The sequence below is a fragment of the Streptomyces sp. NPDC028910 genome, assembly GCF_055564955.1.
This window is the reverse complement of sequence record NZ_JBVHVF010000020.1, coordinates 95,409-116,945: the sequence shown is the minus strand read 5'-3', so window position 1 is coordinate 116,945 and position 21,537 is coordinate 95,409. Positions and strand designations below refer to the sequence as shown.

The window sequence follows — 21,537 nt, the reverse complement described above, 5'->3', positions numbered from 1 at the left end:
GGAGTCCCACGATGACCGTTTCCACCGATCGGCCCGCCGCGGCCGTCGACGGCGTACTGCCGCACGAGTGGCTGTACGCCCGGCTCTCGCTCTACCTGCGGCGCGCACCCGAGACCATCGATCCCGGCGTGCCGTTCGCCGAGTACGGCATGGACTCCGTCGCGGCGCTGAGCCTGTGCGGTGACCTGGAGGACGAATTCGGCCTGGAGGTGGAACCGACGCTGCTGTGGGACCACCCGACCGTGAAGAGCCTCGTCGGCTACCTGTCGACGGTGCTGCCGGTCGCCTCGCCGGACGCGCAGGGCCGGCACTGATGGGTGACATCGCCGTCGTCGGGATCGACTGCGCGTTCCCCGGGGCGGCCGGCGCGCAGGCGTACTGGGACCTGCTGATGCGCGGCGGGGCCGGGATCGGCCCGGTGCCCGCGCAGCGCTGGGAGGCCCGGGACTTCCCCGCCGTCAGCGGCAGTGGCGGTTTCATCGACGACGCCGATGTCTTCGACAGCGACTTCTTCTCCGTCACCCCGCGCGAGGCCGCCGCGATGGACCCGCACCACAGGCTGCTGCTGCCCTGTGCCTGGCGGGCCCTGGAGGACTCCGGCCGGGCCCCCGGCGACCTCGCGGGCACCGAGACCGGAGTGTTCGTCGGGGTGATGGGCGGCGAGTGGGGCCGTCTCACCATGAGCGACCTCGCCCGCGTCACCCCGCTGCTCGGCGCCGGCAGCAGCGCCGGAATGGCCGCCAACCGGATCTCCTACCACTTCAACTTCACCGGACCGAGCCTCGCCGTCGACACGGCCTGCTCCTCCTCGCTCGTCGCCGTCCACCTCGCGGCCAACTCCCTGCTGGCCGAGGAGTGCGACACCGCCCTGGCCGGCGGGGTCAACATCGTGCTCTCGCCCTCGCTCGGCATGGTCTACGGACAGCTCGGCCTGGCCGCGGCCAACGGGCGCTGCAAGCCCTTCAGCGCGGACGCCGACGGGATCGGGCGCAGCGACGGCGTGGGCCTGGTCGTGCTGCGCCGGCTCGACGACGCGCTCGCGGACGGCCAGCGGATCTACGCCGTACTGCGCGGCAGCGCCGTCAACCAGGACGGCCGCAGCAACGGTGTGATCGCCCCCAACCGGTGGTCGCAGCAGCGGGTGCTGAACTCCGCGTACCGGCGCGCCGGGGTCACCCCGGACCGGGTCGCGTTCGTGGAGGCGCACGGCACCGGGACCGTACTCGGCGACGCCATCGAGTGCGCGGCGCTCGGCGCGGTGCACGGGGTCCCGCGCGAGAACCCCTGCGCGATCGGCTCCGTCAAGGGCAACCTGGGCCACACCGAGGGCGCGGCGGGCATCGCCGGCCTCATCAAGACCGTGCTGGCCCTGCACCACCGGATCGTCCCCGCAAGCCTCTTCGCCGACCGGGAGAACCCGCGGCTGCGGCTCGGGGAACGGGGCCTGCGCCTGCTGAAGTCCCCGATGCGGCTGCCCCGCGGGGAGAGCCTCGCCGGGGTGAGCAGCTTCGGCATGGGCGGTACGAACGCCCACGCCATCCTCGGCTCGGCGCCCCGGGTCCGCCCGGCCGCCGCCACGGGCGCCCGTACGGCCACGGCGCGCGGCGCCGTCGGCGTCTTCACCGTCAGCGGCGACACCCCCGAGGCACTTCGCCGCAACCTCGCCGCCCAGGCCGAGGCGGTGGCCAGGCGCCCGCGCGGCGGTGCGGCGGCCCTGTGCTGGAGCAGCAACCGCATCAAGACGGGCCTGCCGCACCGGTTCGCGGTCCCCGTGCGCGACACCGGCGAGCTCGTGGACGCACTGCGCCGGGCGGCGGCCCTCCCGGACGCCGCCGGGAGCGGCGGGCGCCCCTGGGGCAGGCCCGTCGTGGCCTTCCTCTTCACCGGCCAGGGCAGCGAGTTCCCCGGCATGACGGCAGGGCTCCACCGCGATTCCCCGGTCTACCGCCGCCATCTGGCCGAGGCCGACGAGGCGCTCGCCGCGCACCTCGGCACCTCCGTGCGCGAGCTGATCCTCGACGGCGACGAGCGGGTCCACCGGCCCGAGTTCGCGCAGCCCGCGCTGTTCGCCGTGGGCTACGCCCTGGCCCGTACGCTCACCTCGCTCGGGATCACCCCGGCCGCCGTCCTCGGCCACAGCCTGGGCGAGTACGCCGCCGCCGTGACCGCGGGCGCCCTCGACCTGGAGGAAGCCGCCCGCCTGGTGGTCCGGCGCGGGGCGCTGATGAGCCGACTGCCGGCGGGCGGCGGCATGCTGGCCGCGGCCACCGGTCCCGAGGAGCTCGCCGAGCTGCTGTCGGGGGAGCCGGACACGGTCGTGGCGGCGATCAACGGCCCCGCGGACACGGTGATCTCCGGACCGCTGGACGCACTGGACCGGATCGGCGGGGAGCTCGCCGGACGCGGCGTACGCGTCAAGGCGCTGCCGGTCCCCTACGCCTTCCATTCGCCGCTGATGGCCCCGGCCGCCGCGGCCCTGCGCACCGAGGCGGTGCGCTGCGCGCCGCCGGCCGTGCCGGTGGCCTCGACCCGGCACGGCCGGATGCTGCGTCACGAACGCATGGACGCCGGCTACTGGGCCGACCAGATCGAGGAGCCCGTGCTCATGGACACCGCGCTGGCGGCGCTCGTCGCGGACGTCGCCCCCACCCATCTGATCGAGATAGGCCCGCGCAGCCAGCTCCTGCAGATCGCCGCCCGGGGCGGGCGCGCGACGGCGGTGGAGTTCCTGCACCCCGCCCCGGGCGCCGAGGCCACCGGGCGGGAGCTCGCCGGGACCGTCGCCGCCCTGTACCGGGGCGGGCTCGACCCGCTCTGGGAGGAGCTGTACGCCCCCGAGCACCGGGTCGTCGAACCGCTGGCCCCGTACGTCTTCTCCTCGGCGCAGCGGTACTGGGACCGGCAGGGGTTCGTCCACACCGCCCCGCCCGTCAGCGCGACGCCCGTCCCCGTGCCGTCCGTCAGCGCGCCGTCCGTCAGCGCGACGCCCGTCACCACGGGCTCCGTGGACCCCGGCGCCGACGACCCGGTGCTGCGCGCGGTCGTCGAGGCCGTCACCGAGGTCGGCGGCTACCCCCCGGAGCGCGTCGTACGCGAGGCCCGCTTCTACGAGGACCTCGGCTTCGACTCGGTGATGATCATGCAGCTCAAGAACCAGGTGGAGGCCCGGCTGCCCCGGGTCGGCGAGGTGTCCGTGCAGCAGATGCTGCCCGCGCTGCGCTCGGTCGGCTCGCTGGCCGAGTTCCTCGGCGACATGCTCCTGGCGAGGTCGGCGTGACGCGGGGAGCGGACGCGGCGGACCGCGCCACGGTGTACCTCGCCGCGACCGGTACGGCGCTGCCCGGCGACCCGGTGGACAACACCGCGCTCGGCCGGCTGCTGGGCGTGAGCGAGGAGTGGATCGACATCTTCGTCGGCACCAGGACCCGGCACTTCGGCTGGGACCCGGTCACCGGAGAGGTCCGCGGCTCGCTCGCGGACCTGTGCGCCGAGGCGGGCGCCCAGGCCATGAGCGCCGCGGGCCTCGGTCCCGCCGACATCGAGTTCGTGGTGCTCGCGACCGCGACCCCCGACATGCTCCTGCCGACCACCGCGAGCGAGGTCGCCGACCGGCTGGGCCTGGACCACCTGCCGGTCTACCAGATCCAGGCGGGCTGCTCCGGCGCCATCCAGGCCCTCGACCTCGGCCGCACCCTCATCCTCGGCGGCCGCCGGGCCGGCCTGATCCTCGGCGGGGACGTCACGCACCGGTTCCTGTCGCCCCGGCGGGACACCGTCCGGATGCCCACCGAGGAACTGGTCAACTACGTCCTGTTCGGGGACGGCGCCGGAGCCGCGGTCCTCACGGACGAGCCCGAGGGCGAGCGGGTCGCCGTGCGGGCGGTGCTGAACTCCTGGACCGGCCAGGGCCGCCCGCCCGGCCAGCTCCTGGACTGGTACGGGACCACCGACCGGCACGCGGAGCGGCGGATGCTGGCCGAGGACTACAAGGCGATCGAGGAGCACGTGCCCACGATCTCCGTGGAGATCCTCTGGGAGCTGCTCGGCGGGCTCGGGTGGAGCCTCGACGACATCGGTTTCCTGCTGCCGCCCCAGCTGTCCGAACGGATGACCGCGCGCATCGTCGAGCGGCTGCCGGCCGGCCCCGCGCAGGAGATCTCCTGCGTCTCCGAGACCGGCAACACCGGCAATGCCCTGCCGTTCCTGCAACTCGACCGGCTCCTGCCGAAGTTCGGCGCCGGAGACCGGGCACTGGCCCTGTGCGTGGAGTCCAGCCGGTGGATCAGGGCCGGCTTCGCCCTGGAGAAGGTGTGAGGATGACGACGGGACTGGACCGGCTGCGCGAACTGCGCGCGCAGGGTCTGCTGGAGAAGGCGTACGACCGGGTGCCGGCGCTGCTCGCGGACGAGAGCGGGCCGGGCGGCGCCGCGGCGGGGGCCACGGCCGGGGTCGCGGCCGGGGCCACGTCGTCGGCGGCCGTCGGCCGGCTGCTCGCCGGACTCGACGCCGAGGCCGTGCTGGCCCACCATCCGCGGACCCCCGTCGTGACGGTGGCGATCACCGGCCAGTCCACGGTGGGCCACGTCGTCGATCCCCTCCGGGGCGAACTGGCCCGCCACGGCATGCTGCTCCGGCCCGTGCTGGGCGAGCACGGCACGTACCTGCGCGACCTGACCGACTCCGGCAGCGAGCTGTGGGCGGCCGCACCGGAGCTCACCCTGTGCCTGCTGGACGCCGAGACCGTGTTCTCGCAGGTCCCCGCCGTATGGCGGGTCGAGGACGTGGAGCGCGCGGGGGAGGAGGTACTGAGCCGATGCGCCGCGCTGGTGGACGCGGCCCCCGGGACCCTGGTGCTCAACACCGTCCCGCTGCCGCGCGCCTACAGCCAGCAGCTCGTCGACCACCGCTCCCGGGCCCTGCTCGGAGCCGTGTGGCGGGAGTTCAACGCCCGTCTGCTGCGGCTCACCGAGTCCGCCACTCGGCTCGTGGTGATCGACCTGGAACCATTGGTCGGCGAGGGCGGGCCGGTCACCGACCCGCGCCTGGCCCGCCACGCCAAGGTCCAGCTCGGTGCGGAACTCCTCGCGGCCTACGCCCGCGAGATCGGCCACCTGGCCCGCGCGGTGCGCGGAACGGTCCGCAAGTGCCTGGTGCTCGACCTCGACGACACCCTGTGGGACGGGGTGCTCGGCGAGGAGGGACCCGAGGGCATCGCGGCGGCCGGCACCCTGCGCGGAGAGGCCTTCGGCGCCTTCCAGAAGTGCGTCAAACAGCTCGGCTCCCAGGGCGTGCTCCTCGCGGTGAGCAGCAAGAACGACGAGGGGCCGGTGCGTGAGGCGCTCGGCTCCCATCCCGATCTGGTGCTGCGCGAGGGTGACTTCGTACGGATCAACGCCAACTGGCAGCCCAAGGACGGCAATCTCGCCGACATCGCCCGAGCGCTGGACCTCGGACTCGACGCCCTCGTCTTCGCCGACGACTCACCCGCCGAGCGGGCCCGGGTGCGGCTCGGCGCGCCCGAGGTGGCCGTCGTAGCGCTCGACGGGGAACCGGCGCTCCACGTGACCCGGCTGCTGGCCGACGGCTGGTTCGACACCCTGCGGCTGACCGACGAGGACCGGGCCAGGACCGGTGAGTACCACCGGCAGCGCGAGCGCAGGGCGCTGGCCGCCGGTTCCGGTTCGCACGAGGAGTTCCTGCGGGCCCTGGAGGTCAGGGTCGAGCTCGGCCCGCCCCGGCGCCACGAGTTCGCCCGCATGTCCCAACTGACCTTGCGCACCAACCAGTTCAACCTGACCGGCGGGGGCCACTCGGAGTCCGAGCTGGAGGCGCTGGCGGCCGACCCGGAGCGGCGGCTGCTGCTGGCCGCCCGCAGCGCGGACCGGTTCGGCGACAACGGCCTGGTCGGGGCCGTGCTCGGGACCATCACCGAGGATGTACTGCGGCTGGACAACATGTGGCTCAGCTGCCGGGTGCTCGCCCGCGGGGTCGAACAGGCCTGCCTCGCGGTGCTGCTGGCCCGGGCGCGCGAGCTCGGGCTGTCCGCGGTGACCGCCCGGTACGTGCCCACCGCCCGCAACCACCGCGCCCGTGACTTCTACCCGTCCTGCGGCTTCGCGGAGGTGGGGCCCGGCGGGGCGGGGAACGAACCGGTGGAGTTCCACCACGACCTGGCGCGGGTGCCGGACGTACCCGCGCACGTGCGCATCACCGAAACCCCTGGGGGAAGAACGGCCGATGAGCCTCGATAGCCTCGACGTGTTCCTGCGGACCGTCCGCGACGACATCGGCCTGGACATCGGGATTCCCGCGGGCGCGGACACCGCTCTGGTGGACCTGCCCGGCTGGGATTCACTCAACCTGCTCCGGCTGGTGGCTCTCCTGGAGGAGTCCGGCCACCGGGTACCGGTGCACCGCCTGCTGGAGGCACACAGCCTCCGGGAGATCCACACACTCGTGAAGGAGTACGGATGACTGCCCCGGGCAGCCCCTCGCTCGGCCCACCGCTCGGTGCGCCCGTCGCCGTGGTGCCGGGAGGCGACTCGTGGGACCGGGTCAGGGACGACCTCGCCACCCACGGGACCGCCCTGGTCTATGCCTGGCTGAGGGACCTGGAGCCGCGCGTGCCGTCCGGCGGCGGGCTGCGCGAGCTGCTCGGCCGCGACTGGACGCGCTTTCTCGACCTGACGCACGCCGATGTGCGCGACCGCTACATCGCCTCGCGGATGCTGCTGAAGTACGCGGCGGGCGCGGTGCTCGACAGTGATCCCGCGGACTTGGAACTGGCCTACGGGCCGACCGGACGCCCGTACCTGCGCGGCTGCGACCAGATCGACATCAGCCTCAGCCATACCGAGGACCTGCTGCTCGTGGGCCTGACCACCTGTGGCCTCATCGGGGTGGACGCGGAGCGCGCCGACCGCGAGATGCACGGCAGCGGATTGGGCCGGCACATCTGCACGCCGTACGAGTCGGTGCTGCTGTCCGGGATGCCGGAGGCGGAACGCAACGACGCCCTCGTGCGGCTGTGGACCCTCAAGGAGGCCTACAGCAAGGCCATCGGCCAGGGCATGCAGTTCCGGTTCACGGAGTTCGGTTTCGGTCCGGACGGCAGGGCCGTGCGGGTCCAGCGGCCGGACGGGACCGCGGGGACCGGGGACGAGTGGATCTTCCGCACGTTCCCCGTCGCGGACGGTTACGTCGTCAGTGCCGCGGTGTACGACGCCGGCTTCGGCCGGCTCCAGGACGCCCATGTCACGACGATGCTCGATCAGGACTGCGTGGACGCGATCACGGAGGCACTCGACGAGACGGCGCACGACGAGACGGCGCACGACGAGACGGCGCACGACGAGGGCGCCGGCCGGTGAACCACGTCGCCGGGATCACGATAAGGAAGGCGCCGACCCCCCGGACAGCATTTCCTGCCGGGCGGCGTTGTAGCCGGCCTGGAAGCGGCTGGTGGCCTCCAGCTCCTCGGTGATCTCGGCGATGTGGCGGCGGCAGGTGCGCACGGACATGCCGAGCCGACGGGCGACCATCTCGTCCTTGTAGCCCTTGGTCATCAACCGGATGATCGACGACTTGAGCTCGTCGGAGGAAGCGGGGGACCGCTGGGACTCCACGACGTACGGGGACGCGCCGTCCCACAGGTACTCGAAGACGGAGCACAGGAACGCCACGAGCGTGGGCTCGCGGACGATCGCCGCCCCGGGCGTGCCGTCGCCGCCGGAGCGCTCGGGCAGGAAGACCACCTCACGGTCGTAGATGATCATCCGGTCGATCACTTCGTCGGCGGTACGGATCTCCGCGCCCTGCTCGGTGACCTCGCGGACGTACGAGCGGGTGGGCAGGTCGTTCCGGGCGGTGTGCTGATAGATGGTCCGGATCTGGACGCCGCGGCCGAGAGTGGACAGCGCCGATTCCCGGGCCTGCGCGAGGGCGTGGGCCGGGCGCGCACCACCGGGCTGGACGGTGAGCATCTCGCTCGTGCAGCTCTGGGTCAGGTGGTTGAGCATCGCCTGGATCCGGGAGACGTCGGTGATGACGTCGAAGGCCTCCAGGCGGTTGCGCAGCCGGCGCCCCTCGAAGTACAGGGGTGTCAGGGACAGCAGCTTCGCCCGCACGTCGGTGACCGCCTGCTGGAGGTCGCGGATGTGCCGTTCGGCGGGCCCCACCAGGGAGGCGGCCGCCACATCGGGTGTCACGGGGGTCAGTTCGCCGGGGTTTCCCGGCATGGACTGCAACAGACGGACTCCGCGCAGCACCTGCTCCACCCGCGCGATTTCCTCGGGGCTCAGAGACAGCTGCTCGGCTATCTGCTCGCGTACGAAGCGGCCGCTCTCGACCGCGAGGCCGTACGCGGTGGCGCTGATGTCGTCCAGCTCGGCGAACCCCGAATCCGAGCCCTCCCCTGTGAACATGTCAGCCCCCGCTGATCGGTGTAATTGCTGCCACGTAACTTTACGCCAACGTAGCGCCCTTGGCGGGGCTGATCGAGATCAAGCAGGCTGTCCGCATCACCCGGACCCACCGAGCCGGAAGTGTCCGGCGGTGCGGGTGGAGTGGATCTCGATCTTCGACTGGGGGAAGTCGTGAGAACAGTTTCCGTTAAGGTCTCTTCGATTTGCTTGACTGCGGTAGCGAGTGTGGTACTGGTGGTTGGAGTTCAATCCATGTCGGGCCCGGTGGTGTCGGACGCGTCGGCTCGGTCAGAGATCGCCTCCCTCCTCGATGAAGGGGACACCACCCCGCCGGTACCGGGCGCCACACCCGAAGACGACCAGTGGACGTGACCGGAGACCAGCGCTAGACCGGTTCACGAAGCGCTCCCCGCACGGCAGATGCGGGGAGCGCTTCGCCGTACCGGAGCGCCCGGGGCGGCCGGCCGGGAAGCCGGCACCGCTATGGCACTCAGCAGTACGCCGTTCTCCGCCGACCAGCGGCCGCTGAACGCGGTCGGCCCGGCCGGGGAGAGCGTTTCGGGATCCGGCAGCAGCCGGGCGTGGAAGGTCCGGCGCTCCGCGTCGATGGTCACCCGCGCGTCGGTGAAGTCGAGCTCCTGGCTCGTCAGCGGGAACCAGGTCTTGTAGACGGCCTCCTTGACGCTGAAGAGCAGCCGGTCCCACGCGACCTCGGGCACCGCCCGCTCCAAGTCCTGGATGTGGTCGAGCTCCTCGGGCAGCGCTATCGCCTCGACCAGTCCTTCCGGCATGGGGGCGTTCGGCTCCGCGTCGACTCCCACGGAGGCGAACTCGGCGCTACGGGCGAGCGCCACGCCCCGGAAGCCGGCGCAGTGGGTCATGGATCCCACGACCGAGGGCGCCCACTGGGGAGCACCCCGCCAACCCGGCACCACGGGAGCCGGGGGCAGTCCCAGCTTTCCCATGGCGCGACGGGCGCACCACCTGACGGTGCCGAACTCCAGACGCCGCTTGAGTACGGCGTTACGGATCAGCTGCTCCTCCTCGGGGTAGAGGAAGACGTCGGCAGGGTCGGTGGTCGCTTCGGCGGTCGCGACGTTCGCGGGCAGGAGCTTTGTGAGCACGGCGGTTCCCTCGGGTCGCTGTTTCGGTCGGACAGCTCCCACGCTCGGGCCGCCGCGCCGCCAGGACCAGGAACGAAGGCGCAGGTCAGGCCCACCGGCCCGGGACAGGGCCGGTTCTCTCCCAGGCTGCTGCCATCCGCCGTACCCGCCGGTACACCCTCTGCCCGGACGCTGGCAGTCGCCCCGCCGGCATTGCCATCTCCCTGCCATGCGCCCGAACAGGGGTTCGTCATCGTCAATTGAGGGGTATGGAAGGGGTGTTCATCGAACGGCCGGCCGTCCACACTCACGGAATGCCGCACGGAAACCTCATGGGTATCAGTGACCTCCATGTCGGATTCCCGGAGAACCGCCGGATCGTCGAGGAGCTCTATCCCGACAGTCCCGCCGACTGGCTCATCGTGGCCGGCGACGTGAGCGAGTCACTCGACGATCTCCGATGGGTGCTCGACCTGCTCACCCGGCGCTACGCCACCGTGGTCTGGGCGCCCGGAAACCACGAGCTGTGGACCGTGGGTGACGATCCGCACCCGCTGCGCGGAGAGGCGCGCTACCGGCGGCTGATCGAGATCTGCCGCTCCTTCGGCGTGCACACTCCGGAGGACCCCTACCCCGTCTGGTCGGGGCCCGGCGGACCGCTCGTCGTGGCTCCCCTCTTCCTGCTGTACGACTACAGCTTCCGCACGCCGACGGCGGCCACCAAGGAGCAGGCGCTGGAGCAGGCGTACGAGGCCGGAGTGGTGTGCACCGACGAGTTCATGCTGCACGCCGACCCCCACGCCTCCCGCGAGGCCTGGTGCCGGGCCCGGGTCGCGGCCACCGAGGAGCGACTGGCCGCGTGCGACCCCGACCTGCGCACGGTGCTCGTCAACCACTTCCCGCTGGTGCGCGACCCCACCCGGATCCTGCGGCACCCAGAGTTCGCCCAGTGGTGCGGCACCGAGCTCACCGCCGACTGGCACACCCGTTTCCGGGCCGCAGCCGTCGTCTACGGCCACCTGCACATCCCGCGCACCACCTGGTACGACGGCGTGCGCTTCGAGGAGGTCTCCGTCGGCTATCCCCGCGAGTGGCAGACCCCCGGCCACCCGCGCGATGTCCCGCGCCGCATCTTCCCCGCCGGCCGCCGCGGGGATTGATGCCTGGCAACTTCCGGACACCGTGGTCCGAGGATTCCGCCCCTAGACTGTTCCTGAATTCTCGCTCGATCACTGCTCGAACATTCCTTTTCCGTGCTCGCATTTACTTTCCGAATGCGCGCGGAACGGGGACCCTGGGGGACTCTTATGGTGTCGTTCCGCCGTGCCGAGGAACTGTCTCTTTTGGAAACGCTGCTCGACGGCTGCGTAGAAGGAAATTCCGGACTGCTTCTCGTCGAAGGCGCGGTCGGCTGCGGAAAGAGCGAATTCCTGGAGACGGCAGCCGGATACGCCGAGACCCGTGGCGCCGTCGTCCTGCGCGCCCTCGCCGCCCCGGCCGAACGGGACCACCAGCTGGGCGTGCTGCGCCAGTTGGCCGCGGACGCCCCGGCCGGTGCGCTGCCCGCCCCGCCGCCGCCGCGGGAGGCGGGGCGGATCGAGGCCATGCGCGCCTTCGCCGCGGCCGTCCGTGAACTGGGCGCCGGCGCACCGGTGGTGATCTGCGTCGACGACCTGCACCACGTCGACGAGCTGTCCAGCCGCTACCTGCTGCACCTCGCCCGCGGAACCCGCCGGGCCGGGGTCCTGCTGGTGCTCGCCGAGTCCGCGCACGAACGTGCCGACGACCCGATGCTGCGCACCGAACTGCTGCGGCTGCCCCGCTTCGTACGCCTGCGCCTCCAGCGGCTCGCACCCGAGGCGGTCCGCGCCGTGCTGGCCGACCACACCGAGGCGCAGGCCGACCGGCTGTACGAGATCAGCGGCGGAAACCCGCTGCTGCTGCGGGCCCTGCTCCAGGATCCGCAGGTCCGGCCCGGCGACGCTTACGCCCAGGCCGTGCTCGCCTGCCTGCACCGCTGCGGCCGCGCCACCGCCGAACTGGCCGAGGCGATCGCCGTACTCGACGACCAGGCGACGGCCGCGCACGTCGCACGGCTGACCGGGACCGCCGAAGCGGCCGCGGTCCGGGCCCTCGCCGCGCTGGACGCCGCCGGCCTGCTCGCCCCCGACGGCGCGCGCGGGCTGCGCCACCCGGCCGCGCGGGCCGCCGTACTCGACCGGATGGACCCGGCCGCCAGGTCGGCACTGCACCGGGAAGCCGCCCTGCTGGCCCGCGCGTCGGGGGCGCCCGACACCGCGGTCGCCGGGCAGCTCCTCGCCGCACGGCACACCCGTGAGGAATGGGCCCTGCCCGTCCTGCGCTCCGCCGCCGATCAGCACGTCGCCGACGGATCCCTCGAACAGGCCGTGGCGCTGCTGCGGCTCGCCCACGAGGCGTGCCCGGACGACGGGCTCCGCGCCGAGGTGAGCATCAGGCTCAGTGCCGTCGAGGGGCGCACCGACCCGGCCGCGGCCGAACAGCACCTCGCCGCGCCCCTGGCGGCCGCGGGCGCGGGGAAGCTGGGCCCGCACGCCCTCGGCCCGCTGGCCCGGGCGCTGGCCGCCCAGGGCCGCATCGACGAGTCGATCGACGTACTGGAGCGGCTGGCGGCCGACGACGGACGCGGCGGCGGCGTCCCGGGGGACCCGCTGGACGGCCTCTCGGCGTTCCCCCGGTGGGCGGCCTCCGGCCGCCGCGGCACACCGGCCGAGGCCGGGCCGCACCCGGCCGGCCGCCCGGTCGGCACCGGGGTCCACCCGGCGGCCCTGTGGGCGCTCCCGGTGGAGGCGGAGGAGAGCGCGGCCGCCCAGGCCGCCGAACTGTTCCTCCGGGGCGCCACGCTCACCGAGGGCACGGTGGAACCGGTGGCGCAGGCACTGCGCACCCTGCTGTACCTGGACGGCGCGGCCCGCGCCCTGCCCTGGTGCGAGGAGTTCGTCCGCCAGGCCACCCGGCGCGCGGCCACCGGCTGGTGGGTCGTGTTCGCCGGTCTGCTCGCCGAGGCGCGGTTGCGGCTGGGCGACCTCACCGGCGCCGCGGAAACCGCCGAGGAGGTCCTGAAGGCGGCGCCGGCGCGCGGCGGCAGCATCCTGCTGAGCGCGGTGACGGGCACCCTGGTCCGGGCCCGCACGGCCATGGGCCGGCCCGAGGAGGCGGCGGCCGCACTGAGCCGGCCCGTCCCCGCGCAGCTGGCGGGGAGCGTCCACCTACTGGGATATCTGCGCGCCAGGGGCCACCACGCGCTGGCGACCAGCCGGTTCCACGCGGCCCTGGGCGACTTCCTGGACATCGGCCGCCACATGAAGCGCTGGGGCCTGGACCGGCCGCGGGTCCTTCCCTGGCGGGCGGACGCGGCGCAGGCCCTGCTGCGGCTCGGCGAAGCACACCAGGCGGAGCGGTTCCTCGCGGACCAGCTCACCACGCGGGACGCCGCCGATCCGTGGGTGCGCGGCATGTCACTGCGCCTGCGGGCCTCCCTGCGCGAGCCGAAGGAGCGGCAGGCGATGCTGGCCAAGGCCGTCGACGAGCTGCAGCGGTCGGGGGACCAGTACGAACTGGCCCGCGCCCTGGGTGACTTCGGGCAGGTGCTGCGCGAGGTGGGCGAACCCGCGCGGGCGGCCATGGTCAACCGCAGGGCCTGGCACGTGGCGAAGGAGTGCGGGGCCGGGGCACTGTGCGAGAAGATCCTCCCCGCTCACACGGGTCACACCGGTCACACCGGTGACGAGGCCGACGCGGTGGACGCGGCCCCGGCGCCGGACGCCGGTCTGGTGGCGAGCCTCAGCGAGTCGGAGCGGCGGGTGGCCGTCCTCGCGGTGCACGGCCACACGAACCGCGAGATCGCGAAGAAGCTCTTCATCACGGTGAGCACGGTGGAGCAGCACCTGACCCGTGTCTACCGCAAGCTGAACATCCCCGGCCGGCAGGGGCTTCCGGTCGACCTCCAGCTGGGCGCCGCAGAGCTGGTCTGAGGTCCGCAGACCTCTGCAGAGGCTTGAGAGGCCGCAGGGGACCGAGAGGCTGAAGGGGCAGGGCGAGGCGGGGCGAGCCGGGGCGACGGGGGCCGGGCGGGACGGGGCCGGGCGGGGCCGCAATGGCAAGGTCATGGCAAGCCCGACCCGCCCCGCCCCTTTCTGGCAGACAACTGGCGTTCCGCGCCTCCGCGTCACCCCCGGATCCCGCTTCCGATCGCCCTTCGGTGGCTTTCGCGCTGTGCGTCGGGGAAAGTCGGTCATGAGGACGCAGCCCGCAGGGAGGGCACCATGACCACACCCACACACGACCAGCCGTGGCGTACCGCGACGCCCGGACAGGTACGCGACGCCATGCTCGACCGGGTCGAGAAACGCCTCGCCCGGCTGTTCGCCGAAGAACACCGCGACCGACGTACGTCCGACCCGCGCAGCGCCGTCCTGGTGATGGGCCTGGCGGAGCTCGTCCAGGCCGGCGGCGAACGGGTCCGCCCCGCCATCTGCCTCACCGGCTATCTCGCCGCGGGCGGCGACCCGGACGACGAGGACGCCGTGGCCGCGGCCGCCGCACTCGAACTCCTCGACACCTGCACGGTGATCCGTGCGGACGTACGGGACAACGCGCCGCTGCGCCGGGGCATCCCGACCCTGCACATCAGCCACGCCGCCGAGCACGAGCGTAACGGCTGGCGGGGCGAACCGCGCCGGTTCGGGGAGGGCACCGCCGTGCTCGCGGGGGACCTCGCCCTCGCCTACGGGGACCGGCTGGCGATCCGGCTTCCGTACGAGGCCCGGCGGTTGTGGGACGACCTGCGCGTCGAACGGGCGATCGGCGCCCACATGGAGGCCGCCGCGGCCACCGAGTACCTCGACGACGCCTGGCCGGGGCAGTGCCTCGACGGCTGCGGCAGCGGCTGCGGCGCGGGCTGGTACGGGCTGCGCCACTCGCTGCTGATCGGCGCCGCGCTCGCGGGACGGGACGATCTGTGCGACGCCTACGAGGAGTACGCCCTGGCGCTGCACGCCGCCTGGCGGATCCGCGGCTTCCTGTCCGGCGGCCCCGGCTACGACGGCGACGCCCAGTTCCTGCGCGACGTGTTCTTCGACGCCCAGGCGCGGGAGAGGGCCGAGGAGACGATCGCCGCACTCGTGGCCCGCGCGGACGGAGCCGTGGCCGGGGCCCGGATCACCCCCCGGTGGCGCGAGGAACTCTCGGCGCTCGCCCGCGAGATCGCCGGCTAGCCGGCCGGCCGGGCCCGTCGCCGGTCCGCCGGTCCGCCGGTCCGCCGCTCAGTCCGGAGCGGGCCGGGGCGCGCCGGGGCGCAGGCGGGTCAGCCAGCTCCGCAGGGCGTCGCGGCGGACCTGGCCGCGGTCGTCGCGCGGCAGCGCACCGACGATCTCCAGCCGCGTGGGCAGGAAGGCCTCCGCGACGCCCAGGGAGGCGAGGTGCTCGCGCAGCTCGGCCGGCCCCGGCGGTCTGTCCTGGGCGGTCGGGACCACGACGGCGCAGGGCAACTCCCCGTGCTCGGGGTCGGTGTAGGCGACCACTGCCGCCTCGCGCACCCGGGAATGGGTCAGCAGCCGTTCCTCCACCTCGGCGACCGGCACCATGAAGATCGCGCCGGTCCGCGTCCCGGCCCGGGCCAGGACCCGTATCGCGCCGTCCAGGCCGGCCGCCGCCAGGTCCCCGGTGTCGAGCCAGCCGTCCCCGTGCTCCCAGGTGGCCACCGGCGCGGGAGCGCCGTGGCGCCAGGTGGCCAGGCACACCGACGGGCCGCGCACCTCGAGCGCCGACGTCGCGTGCGCGGCCGACACCTCCAGCCCCCGCAACGGGCGGACGCCGTCACCCCCTTCCGGCGCTTCCCCGGAGAGCGCGCCCATGCCCAGCTCGGGCGCCCCCCAGACGGAGAGCACCGGTACGCCGAACACCTCGCGCAGTTCGGCGGCGAGCGGCGCCGGCGTGCTGGTGCGGCCCCCCGACAGCACCAGCCGCAGCCGCCGCGTGTCCCGGGGGCGGCGGCGCTGCGCCGTGACGAGCTCGGTGAGGTAGGCCGGCTCGGCGTAGACCTGGTCCACCCCGGCGGCCGCCATCAGGTCCAGGCACCGGCCCGGATCCCACACGTCCTGGTAGACCCCCGTCCCGCCGACGGCCAGCGGCCAGCACACGCTGTAGATCAGGGAGGCCAGCGAGGTGAGCGGCAGCGTGCTGAGGAAGACCTCGCCCGGCCGCCGCCCGGGGCCGTCGGGTCCGCTCTGGGCGGAGATGTTGGCGTACAGGGTGTTGGGGGAGTGCAGCACCGAGGTGTACGCGTCCCGCAGCCCCATGACGCTGATCAGCAGGGCGGGCCGGTCGGCCTGCCCGGCGCGGGGCCGGCTGCGCAGGCCCGCCTCGGTGCGTTCGTGCGCGGTGCGCCGGAAGTACGCGGCGAAGTCGACCGCCCCGGTCGCCGCGGCGTCGCCCAGGACGACCCGGTGGCGCAGCCACGGCAGCCGCTCGGCCAGGTCCGCGAGGGCCTCGGCGTGGGCGAAACCCTCCCAGACGTCGGGCACCACACAGACGCGTGCCCGGGTGCCGTCGAGGATCCGGTGCAGTCCGTGGGCCCGTACGGTCGGCAGGACGGGCACCACGACCGCGCCGACCCGCAGGCAGGCGAGGGTGAGCGCGGCGGTCTCCCACCAGTTCGGCAGCTGGTAGGCGACCGGATCGCCCGGTGCGACCCCGAGCGAGGACAGGGCGCCGGCGAACCGGTCGACGTACGTGGCGAGCTGGGCGTAGGTGATCGTGACGCGCCGCCGGTCGGCGGGCCGGTGGGCGCGCTCCGAGACGATCGCGGGGCGCTCGGGCGCGCGGGCGGCCGTACGGTACAGGTCGTCGAGGAAGGTCTCCGGGCGCCACCACCCGGCGGCCCGGAACCGGTCCGCGACCTCGGCGGGCGGGACCAGGTCCAGGGGGCGGCTGGGCGTGCGCCCGGGGCGGCCCGCCGTACCGCGCGCGGGGGAGCCCGTCAGGCCCATCGGCCCACCGCCCCGGCGACCTGCACGCGCGAGGTGCACCCGAGGCGGCGCATCACCTGGCGGACGTGGTTGACCACGGTCCACTCCGAGATGTCCAGCTTGGCCGCGATCTGACGATTCGTCATGCCTTCGGAGACCAGCAGGGCCACCTGGACCTGCCGCGGCGTGAGCGACTGCGCCTCGGCGGCGGCGGCCGGTCCGGCCGCCGGGCGGCGCGAGGGCGCGGGCGTCGACAGGGCCTCCGTCACCGCCGCGGGCGCGGTCATCCGGACGCCCTCCGCCCAGGCCACGGCGAAGTCGGTCCAGTCGAGGCGCGCGCTCAGCTCCGTACGGGCCCGTTCGGCCGCGGACCGCCACTCCTCCGGCACCTCGGCCCCCGTCTCGCCGCGCACGGTGTCGGCCGCCGCGAGCAGGCGCACCGTACGCGGCCGCTGCGCGGAAGCGGTGCGGAGCAGCAACAGGGAGAACTCCTCCAGCACGCCGGGTAGTTCGGTCCGTTCGCCGATGGCCCCGTACAGCCGCAGGCTCTCCCGCAGCGCCCGGTCGGCCCGGTCCGGCTCGTCGCCCTCCAGGGCGAGCGCGGCCGCGGTCCGCAGGGCGCCCGCGAGGCCCCGCCCGTCCCGGATCCGCCGGAACGCCTCCACGGCCCGGTCCAGCAGCTCCTGCGCCTTGCGCCGGTCGCCCTCGGCGCGCAGGACGGCGGCGAGCGAGGCCGCCGCCGCGGCCGCGCCGCCGGTGACGCCCATCGACTCCAGCGCGTGGAGCGCGCTCACCAGTACGGCCCGCGCGCCCGGCGGATCACCGGCCTTCAGCAGGGCCGCACCGAGATGGGCGGAGGCGAGCGCGTTCTGCCGGCGGTCGCCGACGCCCTTGCCCAGAGCGAGCGCGTGCCGGTGGCGGCGTACGGCCTCCTGCGGATCGCCCAGGGCGAGCGCGAACACGCCGGACGCATCGGCGAGTCGGGCCCGCACGGCCTCCGGCAGCGCGGGCCCACCGGCCTCGGTGGTGTCGTCGCACCACTCCAGGCCCTCCCGCAGCCGCCCCTGCGTCAGCCAGGGGACGCGGCAGCCGAGCACCAGGGCGGCGACCGCCTCGTGCTCGCCCTGCTCGCGCAGCCGCCGCAGGGCGGCCGTCACGTTCGCTCCCTCGGCCTCCAACTCCCGCAGGAGCCGGTCCTGTTCGGTCCCCTGAAGTCCCGGCAGCGCGGCGGTCACCAGCAGCCGGTAGCGCTCCGCGTGCGCGTCCAGGGCCGCGGCCTCATGGCCCGAATCCGCCAGCCCGGCGCGCGCGTGGGAGCGTACGGGCTCCGGCACGGCCAGCCGCAGCTCCCCCTGCTCCTCACCCACCACGGCGAGCAGACCGCGGTCCAGCAGCGTCTCGACGGCCGCCTCGGCCGACAGCCCCGCCGCCGACAGGCCGAAGCCGGGCTCGTACACCGAGAGCCGCCCCAGCAGGGCGCGGGCCGGGGCGTCCAGGCCGCGGCAGCTCCACTCGGCGAGCGCGGCGAGCGAGCGGTGCCGCTCGGGCGCGTTCGCCGGACCGCCCGACAGGATGGTCGTACGGCCGCGGAGCCGGGCCGGCAGCAGGTGCGGGGGAAAGAGCCGCAGCCGCCCAGCGGCGAGTTCGACGGCGAGCGGCAGACCGCCCAGCAGCGTGCAGATCTCGGCGACGGCCCCGGCGTTCTCCAGGGTGAGAGCGAAGGACGGGTCGGCGTCCCGGGCCCGGCGCACGAACAGCGCGACCGACGCCGCCTCCTGCACCTCGTGCGGATCGGCGGCGCCGCCGGCCGGACCCCGCCGCGGCCCGGGGACCGGCAACGGGGCCAGGGGCAGCAGCTGTTCCCCGTACACCCCGAGCGGCTCCACGGCGGTGGCCAGCACCACCACGCGCGGATCACCGGCGAGTGCCTCCACGGCCTCGGCGGCCGCCCGGCGCGACTCGTGATCGCAGCCGTCGAGCACCAGCAGGATCCGGCCGGGCCGCTCGGGCCGGGCCGGATCCGCGGGGGGCGCCGCGGCGTCCCGCACCTCCACCGCGGCGAACTCCGCGCCGATCTCCCGTACGACCTCCAGGGCCAGCCGGCTCTTGCCCACGCCGGCCCGCCCGGTCACCGTCACCAGCCGCACCGACGGGTCCCGCAGCCGCTCCCGCAGCAGGGCGGCTTCGAGCTCCCGGCCGACGAGTTCCGTCTGCGGGCCGAGCGATACCGGCATGGTTCTCCGTACGTCGGGAGACTGGCTCGCGTTCATGAGCCGACACCGGCCGGGTGGATCCGCCAGAGCCCCGGGCGGATCTCCACGGCGCGCGACGCGGAGCCGGAGCCGAAGCCGGAGCCGAAGCCGGAGCCCGAGCCCGACGGCGGCGTGCTCAGCGCGCGCAGCGAGCGCAACGCGTACACCTCCAGCCGCTGGTCGCGCAGCGCGCCCGCCAGCTCCAGGCACTCGCCGAACCAGGCCCGGGCGGTCTCCGGCCCGTCCTGAGCCAGCGCCAGCAGCGCCCGTGCGCGGCTCGCCTCGTACCGGCCCCGCGTACGGCCGGGCGCCGACAGGGCGGCGAGGGCGGACTCCAGCAGGGCGGCGGCCTCCGCCGACTCCCCGGCGTCCAGCCGCAGTTCGGCCAGCCCGACCAGGGAGCGCGCCGCCTCCTCCTCGTCCTGCGCCTCCCGGGCGAGCGCCAGGGCTCCGGCGAACAGCTCGTGCGCCCGTTCCACGCGCCGGTACTGCCAGGCGAGATCACCGAGCGAACGCAGCATCCGCGCCTGGGCCGAGCGGTCCGCGCACCGCTCGGCGGCGTCCAGGGCCAGCGTGTACGCGGCCTCGCCCTCGTCCTGCACCCACCCGGCCAGCGCGTCCGTCAGCCGTACGGTCAGCGCCCACAGCCCGGCGTCGTGGGCGGTCCGGGCCAGGCGCAGGAGCCCGCGCGCGCCGGAGTCCGATACGTGACCCGGCTCCGCGGCGGCGTCCGCGTACGCCCGGCACACGCGTTCGGCCGCCGCACGCGCCACCTCGGGCGGCTCCTCCAGGGCCAGCCGTTCCACGGCCAGCAGCCGCAGCAGCTCCGGGAGGTGCCAGCCGTCCCGGTCCGCCGCCACCAGCCGCTCGTCGGCCAGGGCCTCCAGAGCCGCCGAGGCCCGCGGTTCGCTCACGTCCAGCGCGGCCGCGGCCTGCCGGGCCCCGAAGCGGCCGGGCGGCAGCAGGGACAGCAGCCGGAAGTCCCGCCGCTGGGCGTCGGGGCACGTCGCGTACAGCTCCAGGAGGCGCGCCCGTACGTCCACGTCGCCGGTGCGCAGCGCGTCCAGGCGCCCGTGCTCGTCCCGCAGCCGGTCCGCCAGGGTGGCGGCCGTCCAGTGCGGCCGGGCCGCGAGCTGCGCGGCCGCGGTCCGTACGGCGAGCGGAAGCCGTCCGCACAGTTCGGCGATCTCGGCGACGGTGTCGGGGTCGAGGCCCGGGCCGGGATCGAGGACGCCAGTACCGCCCCGCGTCCCCGCACGGGTCCCGGCGCGCCCGGTGAACAGCCCGACGAGCCGCCGGGACTCCTCGGGACGCCACGGCCCGAGCACCACCGACCGCAGTCCGGGCAGCCCGGCGGGCACGCGGCGCGCGGTGATCAGCACCACGGCGCCGGGCACCGCGGGCAGCAGGGCCCGCACCTGGGTCTCGTAGGTGACGTCGTCCAGCACCAGCAGCACCCGGGGACCCGCCGCGAGGCCCTGCGCGGAGCCGATCGGGCGGCCGGAGGCGCGCACCAGCCGGTCGAGGGTCCGCCCCCCGTCCGGCGGGCTCCCGGCGCCGTCCCGCAGGCCGAGGAAGAGCTGCCCGTCGGGGAAGGCGTCCGCCACCCGGCGCGCGGCCTCGACCGCCAGCGCCGTCTTGCCGGTGCCCGGCATGCCCGTCACGGCGACGCAGCCGCCCGCCGGGGCGCTGCGGAGCATCCGCTCCAGCTCGGTGAGTTCCTCCGCCCGGCCGGTGAAGCAGGGGTCGGTGGCGGGCAGTGCGCCGGCCGCCGGGGACCAGCCGCCGGTGCCGGAACCGTCGCCGGCGTCCTGCGCGGCCTCGTCGTACGCGCCCGCCGCCGCTTCGCCGTCGTGGCCCGAACCCTGCCCCGGGTCGGCCGGCCCCGGCGCCCCGACGGCCGGGGTCGCGGTCCCCGGCCGGGTCCTGGCCGCGGTCCTGTTCCTGGCCCCGCCCCGGGCGCGCGACAGCGCCGGGTCGCCCTCCAGGATGCGTCGCTGGAGCCGGCTCGACGACGGGCCCGGCTCGATCCCGAGCTCCTCGACGAGGGTCCGGCGCAGCAGCGCGAACACCCGCAGTGCCTCCGCCTGGCGCCCGCACCGGTACAGCGCCACCATCAGATGGGTGTGGAACTCCTCGTGCATCCGGTGCTCGGCGACCAGCTCCTGGAGCTCGGCGACCAGTTCGCGGTGCAGCCCGAGGTGCAGCTCGGCCCGGATGCGCTCGTCGAGCGCGGTGGTGCGCGCCTCGCTCAGGCGCACGGCGGCGCCCTCCAGCACCGGCCCGTGCGGAGTGTCCGACAGCACCGGACCCCGCCACAGCGCGAGCGCCCGCCGCTGCAGATCGGCGGCGGCGGCGAAGTCCGCCTCCTGCAGGGCCTGGTGGCCGCGCCGGGAGAGGGCCTCGAAGACGAGGGTGTCGAGCGTGTCCGCGCCGACCCGCAGCAGATAGCCCGGCCGGCGCGTGACCAGCGCCTGCCGGCCGTGCTCCGGATCGGCGCTCTGCAGGGTCTTGCGCAGGTGGGAGACGTACACCTGGAGCGTCGTCGTGGCGGTGCGCGGCGGCGCGTCCGGCCAGAGCTCGTCGATGAGGCTCTGCACCGACACGACTTCGTTGGCGCGGACCAGCAACGAGCCGAGGACGACCCGCAGTTTGGCGGCCTGCGGGGTGTACGAGGTCACCTGGCCGGTGTCCGTGGGGCCCGTACCGCCGGTGACCTCCAGCGGGCCCAGAATCCCGAAGCGCATGGTTC

General features: G+C 74.7%; 14 protein-coding genes. 9 read left to right on the top strand and 5 right to left on the bottom strand.

What is annotated here, in order from left to right; all coding sequences use genetic code 11:
* Positions 1-11: 11 nt before the first annotated feature.
* Genes ACZ4TV_RS23760 through ACZ4TV_RS23735 form a run of 6 tightly spaced genes read left to right on the top strand, consistent with a single transcriptional unit; the run spans position 12 to position 7,370 of the window.
* Positions 12-314, top strand: a complete 303-nt coding sequence (locus tag ACZ4TV_RS23760) for an acyl carrier protein (protein ID WP_468136783.1) — start codon at positions 12-14, stop codon at positions 312-314.
* Entirely contained in the window at positions 314-3,277 is a 2,964-nt protein-coding gene (locus tag ACZ4TV_RS23755) for a type I polyketide synthase (RefSeq protein WP_468136781.1), read from the top strand. Before ACZ4TV_RS23760 ends, ACZ4TV_RS23755 begins: the two co-directional genes overlap by 1 nt.
* Positions 3,274-4,314, top strand: a complete 1,041-nt coding sequence (locus ACZ4TV_RS23750) for a 3-oxoacyl-ACP synthase III family protein (protein WP_468136780.1) — start codon at positions 3,274-3,276, stop codon at positions 4,312-4,314. The genes ACZ4TV_RS23755 and ACZ4TV_RS23750 overlap by 4 nt, the downstream gene beginning before the upstream one ends.
* 2 nt (positions 4,315-4,316) lie before the next feature.
* Positions 4,317-6,251, top strand: coding sequence for an HAD-IIIC family phosphatase (locus tag ACZ4TV_RS23745; protein WP_468136779.1), 1,935 nt, complete (start codon positions 4,317-4,319; stop codon positions 6,249-6,251).
* Complete coding sequence (locus ACZ4TV_RS23740; RefSeq protein WP_468136777.1) at positions 6,238-6,474, top strand: phosphopantetheine-binding protein; 237 nt, start codon at positions 6,238-6,240, stop codon at positions 6,472-6,474. Before ACZ4TV_RS23745 ends, ACZ4TV_RS23740 begins: the two co-directional genes overlap by 14 nt.
* Complete coding sequence (locus tag ACZ4TV_RS23735; protein ID WP_468136776.1) at positions 6,471-7,370, top strand: 4'-phosphopantetheinyl transferase family protein; 900 nt, start codon at positions 6,471-6,473, stop codon at positions 7,368-7,370. The genes ACZ4TV_RS23740 and ACZ4TV_RS23735 overlap by 4 nt, the downstream gene beginning before the upstream one ends.
* 15 nt (positions 7,371-7,385) lie before the next feature.
* Here ACZ4TV_RS23735 and ACZ4TV_RS23730 read toward each other — a convergent pair whose 3' ends face one another.
* Together ACZ4TV_RS23730 and ACZ4TV_RS23725 are read right to left on the bottom strand one after the other, a co-directional pair.
* Complete coding sequence (locus ACZ4TV_RS23730; RefSeq protein ID WP_468136774.1) at positions 7,386-8,423, bottom strand: hypothetical protein; 1,038 nt, start codon at positions 8,421-8,423, stop codon at positions 7,386-7,388.
* Between the two features lie 395 nt (positions 8,424-8,818).
* The gene (locus tag ACZ4TV_RS23725; protein WP_468136772.1) at positions 8,819-9,547 is read right to left on the bottom strand and encodes a 4'-phosphopantetheinyl transferase family protein; all 729 of its coding nucleotides are present in this window, start codon (positions 9,545-9,547) and stop codon (positions 8,819-8,821) included.
* 311 nt (positions 9,548-9,858) lie between these two features.
* On the opposite strand from ACZ4TV_RS23725, the gene ACZ4TV_RS23720 reads away from it, so the two are divergent.
* The 3 genes from ACZ4TV_RS23720 to ACZ4TV_RS23710 all read left to right on the top strand — a co-directional run bounded on the left by ACZ4TV_RS23720 (position 9,859) and on the right by ACZ4TV_RS23710 (position 14,781).
* Positions 9,859-10,686 (top strand): metallophosphoesterase family protein, encoded by an 828-nt coding sequence (locus ACZ4TV_RS23720; protein ID WP_468136770.1) that lies wholly within the window; start codon positions 9,859-9,861, stop codon positions 10,684-10,686.
* Between the two features lie 114 nt (positions 10,687-10,800).
* Positions 10,801-13,539, top strand: coding sequence for a helix-turn-helix transcriptional regulator (locus ACZ4TV_RS23715; protein ID WP_468136768.1), 2,739 nt, complete (start codon positions 10,801-10,803; stop codon positions 13,537-13,539).
* Between the two features lie 291 nt (positions 13,540-13,830).
* The gene (locus ACZ4TV_RS23710) at positions 13,831-14,781 is read left to right on the top strand and encodes a polyprenyl synthetase family protein (protein ID WP_468136766.1); all 951 of its coding nucleotides are present in this window, start codon (positions 13,831-13,833) and stop codon (positions 14,779-14,781) included.
* A 48-nt stretch (positions 14,782-14,829) separates the two neighbouring features.
* Here the strand turns inward: ACZ4TV_RS23710 and ACZ4TV_RS23705 are convergent, their stop codons facing one another.
* The 3 genes from ACZ4TV_RS23705 to ACZ4TV_RS23695 are packed head-to-tail and all read right to left on the bottom strand — an operon-like array spanning position 14,830 to position 21,532.
* Complete coding sequence (locus tag ACZ4TV_RS23705; RefSeq protein ID WP_468136765.1) at positions 14,830-16,554, bottom strand: AMP-binding protein; 1,725 nt, start codon at positions 16,552-16,554, stop codon at positions 14,830-14,832.
* Positions 16,545-18,767, bottom strand: coding sequence for an ATP-binding protein (locus tag ACZ4TV_RS23700; protein WP_468136763.1), 2,223 nt, complete (start codon positions 18,765-18,767; stop codon positions 16,545-16,547). Before ACZ4TV_RS23700 ends, ACZ4TV_RS23705 begins: the two co-directional genes overlap by 10 nt.
* Positions 18,768-18,799: 32 nt before the next feature.
* Positions 18,800-21,532 carry an AfsR/SARP family transcriptional regulator gene (locus ACZ4TV_RS23695; RefSeq protein ID WP_468136762.1) on the bottom strand — a complete coding sequence of 911 codons (2,733 nt, stop codon included), beginning with the start codon at positions 21,530-21,532 and terminating at the stop codon, positions 18,800-18,802.
* Between the last annotated feature and the right edge of the window lie 5 nt (positions 21,533-21,537).